The following is a 14,512-nucleotide window of genomic DNA, read 5'->3' on the forward strand; positions in this document are numbered from 1 at the left end:
GCCATTGCCGGCTAATTCTACGCCTTTTATCCGGTTTTTTGCAGACGTGCGTAGTAAAAACCATCATGGCCACCTGGCTGAGGAAATAATTGGCGGCCATGGCTCACTTTGCAGCCCCAGTGTGCATCGATTTTTAGCTCTTGTGCATCACTGTGTTTCTCTAAAAAGGCTGAAATCTGCTCTTCATTTTCTTGCGGTAAAATTGAGCAAGTGGCATAAACGAGTATTCCACCCGGCTTGAGTGTAGCCCATAGCTTTTCTAGCAGCGCTTGTTGTATTTCACACAGCTCGATAATGTTGTTTGGCTTGCGAAGTAGCTTGATGTCAGGGTGACGACGAATGACACCTGTAGCTGAACAGGGAGCATCAAGCAAAATACGATCAAATGCTTGACCATCAAACCAAGCATCAATATTGCCTGCATCATCGCAGACTAACTTCGCGCTCAAACTCAATCGTTGTAAGTTTTCTTCAACACGCTTTAATCGCTTTGCTTCTGTATCTATCGCTGTAAGGGAAATACCTTTTGCACACTCAAGGATATGGCCTGTTTTACCGCCAGGAGCACAACAAGCATCTAATATTCGCTGATTGTCTTCGATTTGCAGTAAACCGGCGCTGAATTGTGCGGCTTCATCTTGCACGCTTAGCCAGCCACCCATAAAGTTGGGTAGTTGCTCAACAGGGCAGGGTTTGGCTAGGGTAATACCATCTGGGCTGAATTGGCAGGCGCTAGCATCGATACCTTGCTGGTCTAAAAGCTTAAGGTAATCGTCACGGCTTACTCGTTGGCGATTCACTCGCAAACTAAAAGGCGGGTGCTGATTATTTTGTTCAAGAATAGCATTGGCTTTATCTGGCCAAGCCTGTTGGATTTGTTTGTAGAGCCATTTGGGGTGGCTCTGCTCTAGCCAAGGCTGAGAGCTAATATCGCGATCTTCCAGGCGTTGATAGCTGCGCAATACACCATTCACTAATTTACAGGCCCAGTTCTTTTTTAGTGCTCGACATGCCTCGACACAACTGGCAACAGCTGCGTGCGGGGGAATACGACTATAGTCCAGCTGATAGCAGCCAATAATTAGTAGCGCCTGTATATCTTGATCTTTGGGCTTAAGCGGCTGTTTTAACAAGCTCTGCAAATGCTGATTGATCAGATGGAAGTATCGTAAGCTACCGTAGCAGAGCTCCTGTAGCAGCCCCTTGTCTTGGGGCTTAACTTGCTTCAGCAAAGGCGGCAGGGCGCTGGCGAGAGAGCCCTGTTGTTTGAATACTTGAGCAATAGCTTTTGCTGCGGCTGCACGGGTGTCCAGTGCCATGCTTAGCTCAAGGCCTCGCCGACATTGAAGAGATCGGCACGACCATTTAACAAGTCCTTAAGGCTCATCGGCTTTTTGCCTGGCAGTTGGATTTGGCTGATGTGTAGCTGTTTATTGTCACCACAAGCCACCCAGATACCGTTTTGGTCCACCTTTACAATTGTCCCTGCTGGATCTGTGATATTTTCCTCTAAAGCATTGGCCTGCCAGATTCTTAGTCGCTGAGCCTTGCCTTTATCTTCGAATCCGCAGTGGGCGACAGGGAAGGGGTTATAAGCGCGTACAGTCTGCTCAATTTGCTGAGCAGACTTCTGCCAATTAATCGCGGCATCGGCTTTGCTGAACTTGTGGGCATAGCTTACGCCTTCACTTGGCTGAACTTGGGCAGAGGCACTGCCGTCAGCAATCGCTGCCAGCGCTTGTAAGAGTGCCGGGCCACCGATTTCCAGCAATTTATCGTGTAGGCTGCCACCAGTTTCATCGCTCTCTATTTCGCAGCGGCGTGTGACTAATACCGGGCCAGTATCTAAACCAGCATCCATTTGCATGATGCACACACCCGATTCGCTATCACCTGCTTCAATCGCACGCTGGATAGGCGCCGCGCCGCGCCAACGAGGCAATAGGGAGGCGTGCACATTGATACAGCCATATTTTGGAGTATCCAAGACAGTTTGAGGCAGCAAGAGCCCATAGGCCACAACCACCATAATGTCGGCGCCGATAGCGTCGAGGGCAGCTCGATCTTCTGCCTCTTTGAAGTTCAGTGGTTGGTAAACATCAATATCGTGTTGCAGGGCCAGCTGTTTAACGGGGCTAGCATGCAGGCTCTTGCCACGGTTTGCAGGTCTATCGGGCTGCGTGTAGACGGCGACAACGTCATGCTCGCTATCAAGCAAGGTTTGCAGATGAGCAGCGGCGAAATCCGGCGTACCGGCAAATACAATTTTTAATGGCATGTTAAATCCGCGAACTTAGGCTTGGCTGCGATGCTGTTTTTCCAGCTTCTTACGAATACGTTGGCGCTTCATATTGGAGATGTAATCAACAAACAGCTTACCGTTTAAATGATCAAGCTCGTGCTGTATGCAAACCGCCAAAAGGCCATCTGGCTCTAAGCTAAAGCTTTTACCATCTCGGTCTAGGGCGGTTACTCGAATTTGATCTGGACGGCTAACCGTCTCATAGAAGCCTGGTACAGAAAGACAGCCTTCGTCGTAGTCGTGCAAGCTGTCTTGGTCGAGTACTTCGACACTGGGGTTAATAAATACCAGCGGCTCGTTTTGTTCTTCGCTAACATCAATAACAACAACACGTTTGTGCACATTGATTTGGGTGGCAGCTAAACCAACCCCTGGCGCGTCGTACATGGTTTCGAACATGTCGTCCACCAAGGTGCGTATTTCGTCGTTTACTTCATCCACTTCCTCGGCGGTAGTGCGTAACCTTGGGTCTGGAAATTCTAATATCTCTAATATGGCCATGTGAGCGTGTTAACTGCCTGTGACAAACTTCTAGTAAAAATGTAAGGAGCGCTGCTAACATTATGATCAAGCAGCAAATATTGGACGATTTATCGTCCCCTTTACCTGCCGTCTTGCCGCCGAAGCTGCTATATTAGTGACTTAACATCGACTTAAATCGGCAAAAAGCAGGCATTGAGCGGTTTATTATACCGAGAATCTGTAAAGGGGCCGACTACAAAGGGCATTTTCTATGAAAAAAACACTGCTGGCATCTTTGTTCAGCCTGTCTGCCTTGGCCGCACCGTTGCTCGGTTGGGCTGACGAGCCCCGCCTGAGGAATAGCCACCCGGACACCTACTCAGTGGTTAAGGGCGATACGCTATGGGATATTTCGGCGCGTTTTCTAGAAAATCCTTGGATGTGGCCTGAAATCTGGCATGCCAATGACCAAATTGCCAATCCTCACTTAATCTTCCCTGGTGATCGTATTCGTCTGGTGTATTTGGATGGCAAGCCGCGTTTAACTTTAGATAGAGGCGAGGCTGGGCGTACCTATAAAGCTAAATTGGGGCCTGAAATACACGTTGTTCCCAAAGAAAAGGCCATTACAACAATCCCCTTAGATCGCATTAACTCCTTTTTATCCCGTAGTCGCGCAGTAGATGTGGGTGTATTGGATGCTGCGCCCTATGTTTTGGCTGGGGGTGATGAGCATATTGTTACAGGTGCTGGGGACAGCTTATATGCGCGCGGTAAGTTTGACAGCGAAACCAAAGCTTATGGTGTATACCGTCAGGGCGAGGTATACATAGATCCGCAAACCAAAGAGCCGCTTGGTGTTCAGGCAATCGATATTGCATCGATCAAACAAAGAGCTCTAAATGGTGATATTGGCACTTTTGATATTATGCGGACCACCCAAGAGGTTAGATTGGGTGACCGCCTGTTGAAAACAGTAGAACGATCAATTGATTCGACATTCTTCCCTAGACCACCTAGCCAAGATACCAAAGCTGAAATAATTGGTGTTGAAGGTGGTGTTAATCAGGTTGGCAAGCTAGATGTAGTAGCTCTGAATAGAGGTACGAGAGAAGAGTTACAGGTTGGTGATGTTTTACTTATTTATAAAAAAGGTGACACCATCCGCGATCGAGTTACTAACGAGTTAGTCCAGCTGCCAGCGGAAAAGTCGGGTTTGCTTATGGTGTTTAGTGTATTCGAGAAAATGTCATACGGTATTGTATTAGAAGCCGAGAGACCTCTTCGTACTGGTGATGAGTTAAGATCACCTTAATCAAAGATCGTATGGCCCCCTTAAAAAACCCAGCCACAATTAGCTGGGTTTTTTATTTGTACCTAAAACAAAACTATTTCAATGATATAGACCGTTCAAATAAACAAACTCTTTGCCCGCTCAAGTAGCCTGGCTACCCATATCGGCGTCTTTTTCTCTTAGCTGTCATATTTCTTTATCGAATTGTCTTTTCTGACTACAGAATCAGCGCTTATGTGCTAGCGTTAAATAAATAAGCCTGAATATATTTTTGGCAGGCTAAATTAGTACGTGCGAAATCTGGTATAGCTTTGGATGGGCAATAGCCGATTTATGGAGAAAGTAGAAGATACAGTTATCGCCAACGAACCCAGTTTGGGCTTGCTGGACTTAACTCGTCTAATCCCAAAAGGTGGGCTGGATGAAGAAGCTTTTTATCCCCTTGCAATTGATATGGCAACAAGCTTGTCTAAATTGCATGATGAGAGTGTGTATCATAGCTGCCTACGGCCAGAAAAATTCTTATGCGATAGAAACTTTCAAAACCTGAGTTTAATTAACATTCGACCGAAAGAAAGTGATCTCAAGCAATACGCCAACAAAGAAGATGTGCACAGGTTTTGCCAAGATAGCTATTTGGCACCGGAACAAAAAGCACTTATAGCTGAGTTGCAAGGCCCGCTATCAGATATTTTTAGTTTAGGCTTATGTTGGTATTTCGTATTATGCGGGCAGGAGCTTATACCAAGGGGATTAACCAGTAAGGATTGTTCTGAATACCTTGAACACTTAGATAATAAAATAAAAGCGATCAATAACTTTAGCTCTTCAAGGGTATCAAAGCCGCTAATTTATCTGTTGCGGAGTATGCTCTGTATCCATCCGCTGGCGCGCCCCCAGACAGTTTTGGATATTATCTCAAGCCTAAAACAACTCACCAGAAATCATGCTCAAAGCGAGCCCTATAATGAGCCAACTTTGCTATCTAAGCTGCATTGCAAGGTAGATCGCTCGAGCGAAATTGAACAGATTATGCAACAGGCTAGCAAAGCGGGTGAAGGTGTTCGTATTGTTAGTATTGAGTCCAGCGCTGGAAATGGTAAATCAACTCTTTGTCAAAGTGCGGCAATTAATATTGCTAGCAAGTTTACCGCAGTAATTCATATTACTTGCAAAGCCTCTCAAAAGAATAGGCCATATTACGGGCTCAAGCAGCTTCTGGGTCAGTTACGAGAATTTCTTATATCCAATGTAGAATTTAAGGATTGGGGGGATGAGCTTGTTGAAGCCTTGCCTTTGGGGGGGGCGTATATATGTCAGGTTCTACCGGAGTTTAAAGCTTTGTTGCCGGCCGAAGACATTGATACAAAGTCTGCCTTCTTACATAGTCGATTTATACAGCAGAGCGTCTTTAGCCTCTTTAATACACTGAGTCAAAACGGTTTTACAAGTGCTGTAATTATTGATGACGCAGAAAACTTAGACCCTGACAGCCTGCAAGTGTTGCAGTCCCTCTGGGAATTACCGCCGATAAAAATGTTGGCGGTTCTTGCTTTTAATCCTGGGCGTATTGAACGAATTGAAATTATTGGACCTAATGCAGTAAACAGTAAAACCATAGAGCTATTTGCACTAGAGGAAACTGAAGCAATTGAACTGTGTGAAAACAGTTTTCCAAGTCTAAGCAATGCCACTGAGGTAAAAAGACTAGCAGATATGTTGCTAATGTTTAGCCGAGGTAACTTAAAACTTTTTAAGCACTATTGCCTGTTGATTCTGGAAAAAAACATTATAGACCGATATGTCTCTGTGGATAAGGTAGACCTGAAAAAAATAGAGACATTGCAAGATGTAAATATTTACGAATTCTATACCTATCGATTAAGCACGCTGCCGCAACAAGCGATAACAACAATGCAGTATGCCGAGCTTGTTTATCGCACTATGGCAACATCAAATATATCTATATTAAAAGCCCTCAGTAAAGATCAGGGCCAGGCCTTTAGTGAGGTCTTATCAAAAAATTTAATGTACAGCTCTGATCAAGAGTTTTTCTTTAAAGATAACGTTATATCGAGAATAACCAGCGAATACTGGGGTGATGAAAACCTGCTCGAAGCTCATTTATCTCTATGGGAATTGCTTAGAAGTTTAGAAACTTCAAGTTTAGAAGATTGGATATGCTGTTTAAACCCGGTGCAGCATTTAATAAAAGATAATAATCTTAAGCTACAACTTCTAGAGCACAACTACCAGTTCGCTGAATATTGCAGAGAGATTGGTGCTCCCTTAGCTGCAGAGAACTATATTCGCCAAGCAATGCATCTGCTGGAGATTTATCAATTGCAGGACGAACATCAGTTATGTGATGCCCTGTATCAAAGTTATGGAGAGATCTTGGCGATAAACGGCAAGCTTTGTGAAAGTGATGAGCTTTTTCATAAAGTTCATGATAACTGTAAAGATGCGAAAGATCAGGATTCTATAAGTCTAAAGCAATATGAGCTTATGGTTGGCATCAACCAGGCGCTACAAAATCAAGTTGGCCAAAAAAAGAGCCAGCTCGCTGATCAACAAAGAACTATCAATGAGCTTAAGCAAGAACTCTGGGAGGCACAAAACTGTCTACTCGAATCAGAAAAAATGGCAGCTTTAGGAAGTTTGGTTGCAGGTATTACCCATGAAATAAATACTCCAGTTGGTATCAGTATCACTGGTATGAGCCATTTTATCGATAGAACAAAACAGATAAAGAAAAACTACTACAATCAATCGATGACTCAAAAAGAGCTGGAATTCTATTTTGATTCTTCAGAGCAAGCGGCTGAAATTACTTTTAAAAACTTATTGAGAGCAGCTGACTTGATTCGAAGCTTTAAACGAATATCAGCAGATCAATCAAATGAACATGCGAGCCGATTCAATCTTATCGATTATATCAATGAGATTTTATTGAGCCTCAGCAGCCAGTATAGTAAGCGCGGTATTACAGTAGAGTTAAAGCAAGCGAAAGATATCATTGTGAAATCACATCCAGGTTGGTTTTCCCAGATATTTACCAACCTGGTTATGAACTCGCTAATTCATGCTTTTGAAGAGGGGCAGCAAGGAGCGATAACTATTGAAGTTGAAGTTTCGAATGAGAGACTCAATATAGTGTATCGCGATACTGGCAAAGGTATCAGCGAAGAGCAAAAACGACAAATCTTTGATCCTTTCTACACAACCAACCGGGACGGTGGTGGAACGGGGTTGGGGATGAGTGTTATATGGGATATTGTTACTGAAAGTTTAAGTGGCGAAATTCACTGTGAAAGTACGCTAGGAAAAGGTGTAGTGTTCACCATGGTAATTCCTTGTGAGCATCTCGGAATGAATTAAGCTTTATGGCATTGCTTTGTTGTATTGGAAACGGCAAATAGAGGTGGCGAAAAGCAGTATAAAAAAACAGGACTTAAAGCCCTGTTTTTGTTTATAGGTTTTAATAGTAGCTATTTTATTTATAGTTTTTGTAAATCTCTAAGATATCATCTAGATTCTCCAGCAAAGAATCTACGACCTTAGGATCAAACTGTTTACCTTTTTCAGATTTAATGAGCTCTAAAGCGTCTTCTATAGTCCAAGCATCTTTATAACAGCGCTTGCTAACTAGCGCATCGAAAACATCCGCTACGGCGGTAATTCGCGCTTCTAGTGGAATGTCCTCACCAGATAAATTACGTGGATAGCCACCACCTTCCCAGCGTTCATGGTGTCCACCAGCTAGATTGGCGGCTGTTTTGATAATCTCCAGGTCAGATCCTGACAGCATCTCCTCACCGATAAGGGCATGCTGCTTCATGGTTTCCCATTCATCGGCGTCCAGCTTGCCTTCTTTATGCAAAATCGCATCTGGGCAGGCAATCTTGCCAATATCATGCAAAGGTGAGGCAATCTTAATAATTTGCGCCTTGGCTGCTGAGAGGCCACAGCCTAAAGCGAGTAGTTCTGAAGTCATTGCAACACGCTTTACGTGATTACCCGATTCGTTGGAGCGGTTTTCGATGGCCTCGCCTAATCGATAGGCAATCTCTTTTTGAGTGCGCTCTGTTTGGGCTTGCAATGAAAGGTTTTCATAAGCGATATTCACATTGCTGATAAATAGGTTCAGCAAGGAATACTGGTTTTTCTCATCGCTGCTATAGGTCATATTGTTTAGCAGCAAGACTGTTGCGTCGGAGAACGGGCAACGCAAAATAATAGCCAGCTTATTGTTGGGAAGATTAACAATGCGCTCATCGGTAGCAAGTAGCTTTTCAACAGTGGTTCCAAACTCAGCGCGTACGTCGATATCGCTGATACCGCGGTAGCAGCCTGTCGCGGCTACCACTTCATAGTCACCATGATTACGCTGAATAGCAATTGAGTTATCCTCAATGACTAGGTTCATACTGCGCTCTAGCTTGCTTAAAGAAAAGATCTGCTCTAATACACCTTCAACGAATAAGCCTAAGGAGCGCTTGCCGAAAATATCACCGGTAGATTCTATGACCTTTTTCATGCCGGCTTCATGGGCCATTAGGGAATGGATGTCTTGGTAGGAACGCAGGGAGCTACAAGTCACTGTGTAGAGCTTATTGGCGGTTAACTCGGACTTTTCCTTGTAACCATTGATATCGTAGTCACGAACCACCTGTCGCTCTGGAGCGTCACCAGGTTGGCCAGTACGCAAAACAATACGGACTTGGTTGTTTTTTAATTCTTCACGAATCCAGATAACCAGCAGTAATCCGGCATCTCTTGATTCCATGACAACATCGAGCAATATCAGACCGATATCGTCCTCCTGCTGCAATATTTCTTTAGCTTCGGCCGCAGAATTTGCGTGCAATAGTTCAATACCACGGTTTTGATACTCAAAATCACTTAGTGCTAGCTCAGTAATAGTGTGGATATCTGGCTCATCATCAACAACGAGAACCTTCCATGGGTCACCTTGAACCTGCGTTGGCTCGAAGCTAGATTTTTCGTTACTTAGAAAACTGTACTCAGGCATTGGAGCTTCCTTTAAGGCGTCTACTTTCATACTAGACGACATTATTTAGCAGTGCACATCGGAATGAGCTTTTTACACTAAATTCTTTTTTTGACCCTTCAACAGTGGGCCTGGCAGCGAATCTAGATCTTATTTTTAGTCTATTTCAAGGTTTTAAGACTAATAAGAAATTTGGCCTGTTTCAATTTATGTGAGGCAGTTTATGTTTTCACTCTAAGGGAGGAGTTTGCTTGGGTGTTTTTTTCACCAGCTCGGCCTGCTTTTGCCCAAATTAAACCCTGCTTTATTAGGTCGTCATTATGGAGCACAGCTCAGAAAGTAAGAGTCGTATTTTGTTGCTAATGTGTCAGCATTGGCAGGGTCGGTATCTACGTCGTGCGATCCACGGCCTAAAATCTGCAAATGAATTTTTTGGTTTGAGTACTAAAGAGCAAATACAGCGGATTGGGGAAGAGGCCCATTCTCTTCTACAAAGCCATAAACAAGGTCAGAAAGGCGGAATCTTAGAAGCGAAACTAAGACAGCTAATAAGCTATTGTGATGATCAATCGGTACGCTTGCTACTCTCAATTGATGCTGATTACCCGAAACTGCTGCAGGAGACAGCGGACCCTCCAGAACTGTTATTTGTGAAGGGAAGCTTGGAGGTGCTACATTGGCCACAGCTAGCTATTGTAGGCAGTCGCAAGGCAAGTCCTTCGGGAATTAAGCAAGCAGAGCAGATCTCAAGGGAGCTTAGTGATGCAGGGATTGCGATAACAAGTGGTCTGGCTCTCGGGATAGATTCTGCAGCGCACCGTGGCTGTCTAGCCGCGGGCGGCAGGACAATTGCGGTATTAGGTAGTGGCCTCGATCAACTCTATCCACGTCGCAATATAGACTTGAGTCAGCAGATTATTAACTCAGGAGGCACCGTGCTAAGCGAGTACCCCTTTGGTACGCCTCCCATTGCGGCGAACTTCCCTAAGCGAAACCGCATAGTGACGGGCCTAGCCTTGGGCACACTAGTCGTGGAAGCCGCTGAGCGAAGCGGTTCTTTGATCAGCGCTTCATTGGCCCTTGAGGAAAATCGCGAGGTGTTTGCAATACCTGGCTCCATCAATAACCCGTTGAGCCGAGGTTGCCACAAGCTGTTAAAGCAGGGCGCGGTGTTGGTGGAAGGTGCTGAAGATATCGCCCAACATTTAAGTGGGGCCATCCAAGGTCAGTTGGATTTTAAAACGGCTACAGCTGAAGCAGAGAAAGAGCCCGAGCCTATTCTTAGTCGTGATGGCCTATTGGAATTTATCGGCTACGACCCGCTTAGTGTTGATGAAATTCAGCTTAGTAGCGGGCTGCGAGTCGAGGAAATCTCGATACAGCTGATGGAGTTAGAGCTAAATGGTCATATTTGCCAGCAGGCCGGGCTATATCAGCGTGTTAAATAGGGGCTTTGGGAAGAATGCTAAGTTTTTCAAAAATGCTTGAGCACGGCATAAAGTTCGGGTAAATTTGCCGCTTTTTCGCACAAGAGACTAAGCCGATGAGCAAACCATTTGTTGCTATTTTGATGGGTTCTGATTCAGACCTACCTATTATGGAAGCCGCTTTCGATACCCTAGACAAGCTAGGCGTACCTTTCGAAGCTAAAGTTAGCTCCGCTCACCGTACCCCAGAAGCTACCCACACTTATGTTAAAGATGCTGATGCCCGTGGTGCTGGCGCCTTTATCTGTGCCGCTGGGATGGCTGCTCACTTGGCTGGTGCTGTTTCTGCAAACACCTTAAAGCCAGTAATTGGCGTGCCAATTAACTCTTCTTTGGACGGTCTAGATGCATTGTTGTCTACTGTTCAAATGCCTGGTGGTATCCCAGTAGCTACCGTTGCTATCGGTAAAGCAGGTGCTAAGAACGCAGCTTATTTAGCGGCTCAGATCCTAGGTACCTCAGACGCTGAGTTGCACCAGAAGTTGATCGACGAGCGTAAAGCTAATGCTGATGCCGTTATCGCTAAAGATGCTTCTTTGCAGGAAAAATTAGCTCAGCGCTAATTAGACTGTGAACTGGGCCCTAAATCCTCGTATTCGCCGTCTTGCAGAGCAAATGCATGATGGAGGCGTTATCGCCTATCCGACCGAAGCGGTTTGGGGTCTAGGTTGCGATCCTTTTCAGCAGGAGGCCGTTGAGCATATCCTGTTCTTAAAAGGTCGTGCCCAAGCCAAGGGGCTTATCTTGGTTGCGGCCGATATTGAGCAGTTCGAGCCTTTTCTTGCGGGTATCTGCCGTGATCAATACGCTAAATTAGAAGAGACTTGGCCTGGGCCTAATACTTGGCTGGTGCCTGTTAATGGCTATTGTCCAAACTGGATTAGCGGTCGTTTTGACTCTGTTGCTTTGCGCGTCAGTGCTCACCCGGTTGTCGCTGGCCTTTGCCGAGCTTTTGGCGGCCCGATTGTTTCTACCTCAGCAAACCCCCAGGGTTTACCACCGGCCATTAGTGCTATGCATGCTGAGCGCTACTTTCACGGCTGTCTTGCCGGCTTGGCTCCAGGGCTTGTGAATACCAAGGCCAAACCTTCCACCATTCGTGATTTACGCACGGGCGACATTATTCGCGCCTAAGCCTTGCCTTAGCTGGGCTCTGCTCTAATAGCTAAAAGATATTTCCAACTGCAGTGATCATGGGCTTTTGTTACTATGCCAAGCCCAATAATGACACGAAGAAACATCTATGAGCTCGGTTGATAAAGAGGCGGTAAAAGCCTATCTAATGGCGCTGCAAGATAAAATCTGCGCCGATCTAAGCCAAGCCGATGGCGGCACCGAATTTAAGCAAGATCAATGGGTGCGCGAAGAGGGCGGTGGCGGCCGCTCGCGAGTCATTGAAAACGGCAATATTTTTGAAAAAGGTGGGGTGAACTTCTCGCATGTGAGCGGGGCCGCGATGCCGGCTTCAGCAACGGCTCATCGCCCAGAGCTTGCCGGCCGGTCTTTTGAAGCCATGGGGGTGTCCTTAGTGATTCACCCTCGCAATCCTTATGTACCCACTAGCCATGCCAATGTCCGTTTCTTTATTGCTGAGAAAGAAGGCGCCGAGCCGGTTTGGTGGTTTGGGGGTGGTTATGATCTAACCCCTTATTATGGTGATGAAGAAGATTGTCGCCAATGGCATCAAACGGCCAAAGACGCCTGTGATCCTTTTGGTGATGATGTCTATCCGCGCTACAAAAAATGGTGTGATGATTACTTCTATCTTAAACATCGCGATGAAGCTCGCGGAGTAGGTGGCTTGTTCTTCGATGATCTGAATGAATGGGGTTTTGAAAAGAGCTTCGCCTTTATGCAGGCAGTGGGTGAAAGCTACAGTAAGGCCTATGTTCCTATTGTAGAGCGCCGCAAAGATCAGCCCTACGGTGAACGTGAACGAGAGTTTCAGTTGTATCGCCGAGGTCGATATGTGGAATTTAACCTAGTCTGGGATCGTGGCACCTTGTTTGGTTTGCAAACCGGTGGCCGTACCGAGTCGATATTAATGTCTATGCCGCCATTGGTGCGCTGGGAGTATGACTATCAGCCTGAGCCGGGCACTGCTGAAGCGCAATTGACAGAGAAGTTTTTACCCCATAGAGATTGGCTGGCCAGCTGAGCGAGGTTACCGTGACTAATTCGACGATAGATCGTTATGCGGTGCTAGGTAACCCCATAGCCCATTCCAAATCGCCACTGATACACCAATCATTTGCTGAGCAATGTGCTGAAACCATTAGCTACGAAGCCATTTGCGCGCAAAATTTTGCAGAGGAGGCAGGTAAATTCTTTGCACAAGGGGGCAAGGGAATGAATGTCACCGTACCCTTTAAGCTGGATGCGCTGGAGTTTGCTGATGAGCTTAGCCCTAGAGCCTATCGAGCTGGCGCCAGTAATACCCTGATTTTGCAGGAAGATGGCCGTATTTGCGCCGAAAATACCGATGGTGTAGGTATGGTGCGCGATATTGAGCAAAACCTATCTTGGCCCTTAGCTGGCAAAAGGGTTTTACTTTTAGGTGCAGGCGGGGCTGTGCGTGGCGTCATTCAGCCTTTATTGGCCTTGAGCCCTGCGGCGCTGCATATAGCAAATCGTACGGCTTCTAAGGCTCAACTGCTAGCCGATGAATTTGCCGATATTGGCAAGATTACAACTTCTGGTTTTTCAGATATTGAGCCGGGCCAGTTTGATATCATCATTAATGGCAGTGCGGCTAGCCTGCAAGGCGATAGCTTGCCACTGGCCAATAGGGTCGCTGAGGGCTGCTATTGCTACGATATGATGTACGCCGCAGAGCCCACGATGTTTATGAGCTGGGCCAAGAATAATGGTGCTCGAGCTGAAGCTGATGGTCTTGGTATGTTGGTCGAACAGGCCGCTGAATCCTTTTATTTGTGGCGTGGCAAGCGCCCCGACACCGCTCTAATCTTAGCTCAATTGCGTCAGCAGTTGCTGTCTAGCTAAATTAATCTCAAAGTTTTTCTGGCGCCTGCATCCATTCGGCTGTTTGCGCCGTCTTAAGCAATACCAAGCGATATTCGCTTAGCAATAGCAGGGCAGAAGATCACTGCCCAATGAAACACTACGAGGAATATGAATATGAATCATTTAAACCTAAAGCAGCTGTTCGCCGCGCTGCTGATGATGTGCACCATAGTGGGTGCAGCGGCGGTAACGGCCGAAAGCGAAGCTGATAGTCACCGTAAAGTGATTGTGGTGAAAGATGGTGATGTTGAAAAAACCATCGATCTCAATGTTGAATCTGGTGAAATTGTGGTCCGCACCGGTGATGGCAGCGACGAGCAGAAGAAAGTCACCATCAACTTGGGCTCTTTTATCGGCGAGAACGTCCTTAAAGAGATTGCCCATGAGCTAGAAAAAGAAGGTGTTGAGATAGACGGCAAAATCGTCCTTGAAAGAGAGGCCGAGCACCAAGATGAAATGGAAAGCGAGCGCCAAAGCGAAAGCAAATCCCGGGTGGTGTATAAAAAGGGTGGAAATGCATTTACCGACTCAATCGGCGATTTTCTCGAAGCTTTAGTGGCAGTTGTCGCCATTGTTTTGATCTTTGGCATGCCGGTATTGATCGTAGGTGTGGTTATGTATGGTCGTCATAAGCGCCGCGAGCTGATCAATCAGAGTATTGATAAGATGCTTGAGAAAGGCCAAGAGATTCCGCCTGAAATGTTCCAAGAGGCAACCGGTAAGTCTGAGAAGAGCACTCAGAGTAAAGGCGTCATGCTGATCGCTGTAGGTGTTGGCTTGATGGGCTTCTTAGGTGCAGTTGCCGGTGAGGTTGGTGCGGTAGGCTTAATCCCAGCGCTGATTGGTGTAGCTCACCTTTACATCTGGAAGACTGAGCAAGCTCAGCAAGAAAAAGAAAACAACAGCCAATCCGTATAACAAAAACAGTA

At 46.0% G+C, this 14,512-nt stretch carries 12 protein-coding genes; 8 read left to right on the forward strand and 4 right to left on the reverse strand.

Features of this window, described 5'->3' with window-relative positions; genetic code table 11:
- Positions 1-26: 26 nt before the first annotated feature.
- From rsmB to def, 3 genes are read right to left on the reverse strand one after another with little or no spacing between them, the layout of a single operon-like run.
- Positions 27-1,319: a 16S rRNA (cytosine(967)-C(5))-methyltransferase RsmB gene (gene rsmB / locus Q1A08_RS05810; RefSeq protein ID WP_299770751.1), complete on the reverse strand. Its 1,293-nt coding sequence runs from the start codon at positions 1,317-1,319 to the stop codon at positions 27-29.
- Between the two features lie 2 nt (positions 1,320-1,321).
- A complete protein-coding gene (gene fmt, locus Q1A08_RS05815) occupies positions 1,322-2,278 on the reverse strand; it encodes a methionyl-tRNA formyltransferase (RefSeq protein ID WP_299770753.1) in 957 nt (318 codons plus the stop codon).
- A gap of 15 nt (positions 2,279-2,293) precedes the next feature.
- Positions 2,294-2,803, reverse strand: a complete 510-nt coding sequence (gene def, locus Q1A08_RS05820; RefSeq protein ID WP_299770754.1) for a peptide deformylase — start codon at positions 2,801-2,803, stop codon at positions 2,294-2,296.
- A 232-nt stretch (positions 2,804-3,035) separates the two neighbouring features.
- On the opposite strand from def, the gene Q1A08_RS05825 reads away from it, so the two are divergent.
- Together Q1A08_RS05825 and Q1A08_RS05830 are read left to right on the forward strand one after the other, a co-directional pair.
- Positions 3,036-4,079: a LysM peptidoglycan-binding domain-containing protein gene (locus Q1A08_RS05825; protein WP_299770757.1), complete on the forward strand. Its 1,044-nt coding sequence runs from the start codon at positions 3,036-3,038 to the stop codon at positions 4,077-4,079.
- 294 nt (positions 4,080-4,373) lie between these two features.
- Entirely contained in the window at positions 4,374-7,439 is a 3,066-nt protein-coding gene (locus Q1A08_RS05830; protein ID WP_299770759.1) for an ATP-binding protein, read from the forward strand.
- A gap of 115 nt (positions 7,440-7,554) precedes the next feature.
- Here Q1A08_RS05830 and Q1A08_RS05835 read toward each other — a convergent pair whose 3' ends face one another.
- Positions 7,555-9,093 (reverse strand): HD domain-containing phosphohydrolase, encoded by a 1,539-nt coding sequence (locus tag Q1A08_RS05835; RefSeq protein ID WP_299770762.1) that lies wholly within the window; start codon positions 9,091-9,093, stop codon positions 7,555-7,557.
- A 299-nt stretch (positions 9,094-9,392) separates the two neighbouring features.
- Here Q1A08_RS05835 and dprA point away from each other — a divergent pair, with 299 nt between their 5' ends.
- The 6 genes from dprA (at position 9,393) to Q1A08_RS05865 (ending at position 14,501) form a co-directional block, all read left to right on the forward strand.
- On the forward strand, positions 9,393-10,520 hold the full coding sequence (gene dprA, locus Q1A08_RS05840; RefSeq protein WP_299770763.1) for a DNA-processing protein DprA: 1,128 nt from the start codon (positions 9,393-9,395) through the stop codon (positions 10,518-10,520).
- Between the two features lie 95 nt (positions 10,521-10,615).
- A complete protein-coding gene (gene purE / locus Q1A08_RS05845) occupies positions 10,616-11,122 on the forward strand; it encodes a 5-(carboxyamino)imidazole ribonucleotide mutase (protein ID WP_299770765.1) in 507 nt (168 codons plus the stop codon).
- 7 nt (positions 11,123-11,129) lie between these two features.
- Positions 11,130-11,693 (forward strand): Sua5/YciO/YrdC/YwlC family protein, encoded by a 564-nt coding sequence (locus tag Q1A08_RS05850; RefSeq protein ID WP_299770767.1) that lies wholly within the window; start codon positions 11,130-11,132, stop codon positions 11,691-11,693.
- A 109-nt stretch (positions 11,694-11,802) separates the two neighbouring features.
- Positions 11,803-12,717 (forward strand): oxygen-dependent coproporphyrinogen oxidase, encoded by a 915-nt coding sequence (gene hemF / locus Q1A08_RS05855; protein WP_299770769.1) that lies wholly within the window; start codon positions 11,803-11,805, stop codon positions 12,715-12,717.
- Between the two features lie 11 nt (positions 12,718-12,728).
- Positions 12,729-13,562, forward strand: coding sequence for a shikimate dehydrogenase (aroE, locus tag Q1A08_RS05860; protein WP_299770771.1), 834 nt, complete (start codon positions 12,729-12,731; stop codon positions 13,560-13,562).
- A gap of 135 nt (positions 13,563-13,697) precedes the next feature.
- Positions 13,698-14,501: a DUF6249 domain-containing protein gene (locus tag Q1A08_RS05865; protein ID WP_299770773.1), complete on the forward strand. Its 804-nt coding sequence runs from the start codon at positions 13,698-13,700 to the stop codon at positions 14,499-14,501.
- Positions 14,502-14,512: the final 11 nt, after the last annotated feature.

Origin of the sequence: uncultured Pseudoteredinibacter sp., from assembly GCF_947500695.1 — a bacterium.
GTDB lineage: Bacteria > Pseudomonadota > Gammaproteobacteria > Pseudomonadales > Cellvibrionaceae > Pseudoteredinibacter.

Coding starts and splice junctions, on each gene's coding strand:
- hemF (WP_299770769.1), top strand. CDS start 11,803: ATGAGCTCGGTTGATAAAGAGGCGGTAAAAGCCTATCTAATGGCGCTG.
- Q1A08_RS05830 (WP_299770759.1), top strand. CDS start 4,374: ATGGGCAATAGCCGATTTATGGAGAAAGTAGAAGATACAGTTATCGCC.
- dprA (WP_299770763.1), top strand. CDS start 9,393: ATGGAGCACAGCTCAGAAAGTAAGAGTCGTATTTTGTTGCTAATGTGT.
- Q1A08_RS05835 (WP_299770762.1), bottom strand. CDS start 9,093: ATGCCTGAGTACAGTTTTCTAAGTAACGAAAAATCTAGCTTCGAGCCA.
- Q1A08_RS05865 (WP_299770773.1), top strand. CDS start 13,698: ATGAATCATTTAAACCTAAAGCAGCTGTTCGCCGCGCTGCTGATGATG.
- Q1A08_RS05825 (WP_299770757.1), top strand. CDS start 3,036: ATGAAAAAAACACTGCTGGCATCTTTGTTCAGCCTGTCTGCCTTGGCC.
- purE (WP_299770765.1), top strand. CDS start 10,616: ATGAGCAAACCATTTGTTGCTATTTTGATGGGTTCTGATTCAGACCTA.
- def (WP_299770754.1), bottom strand. CDS start 2,803: ATGGCCATATTAGAGATATTAGAATTTCCAGACCCAAGGTTACGCACT.
- rsmB (WP_299770751.1), bottom strand. CDS start 1,319: ATGGCACTGGACACCCGTGCAGCCGCAGCAAAAGCTATTGCTCAAGTA.
- fmt (WP_299770753.1), bottom strand. CDS start 2,278: ATGCCATTAAAAATTGTATTTGCCGGTACGCCGGATTTCGCCGCTGCT.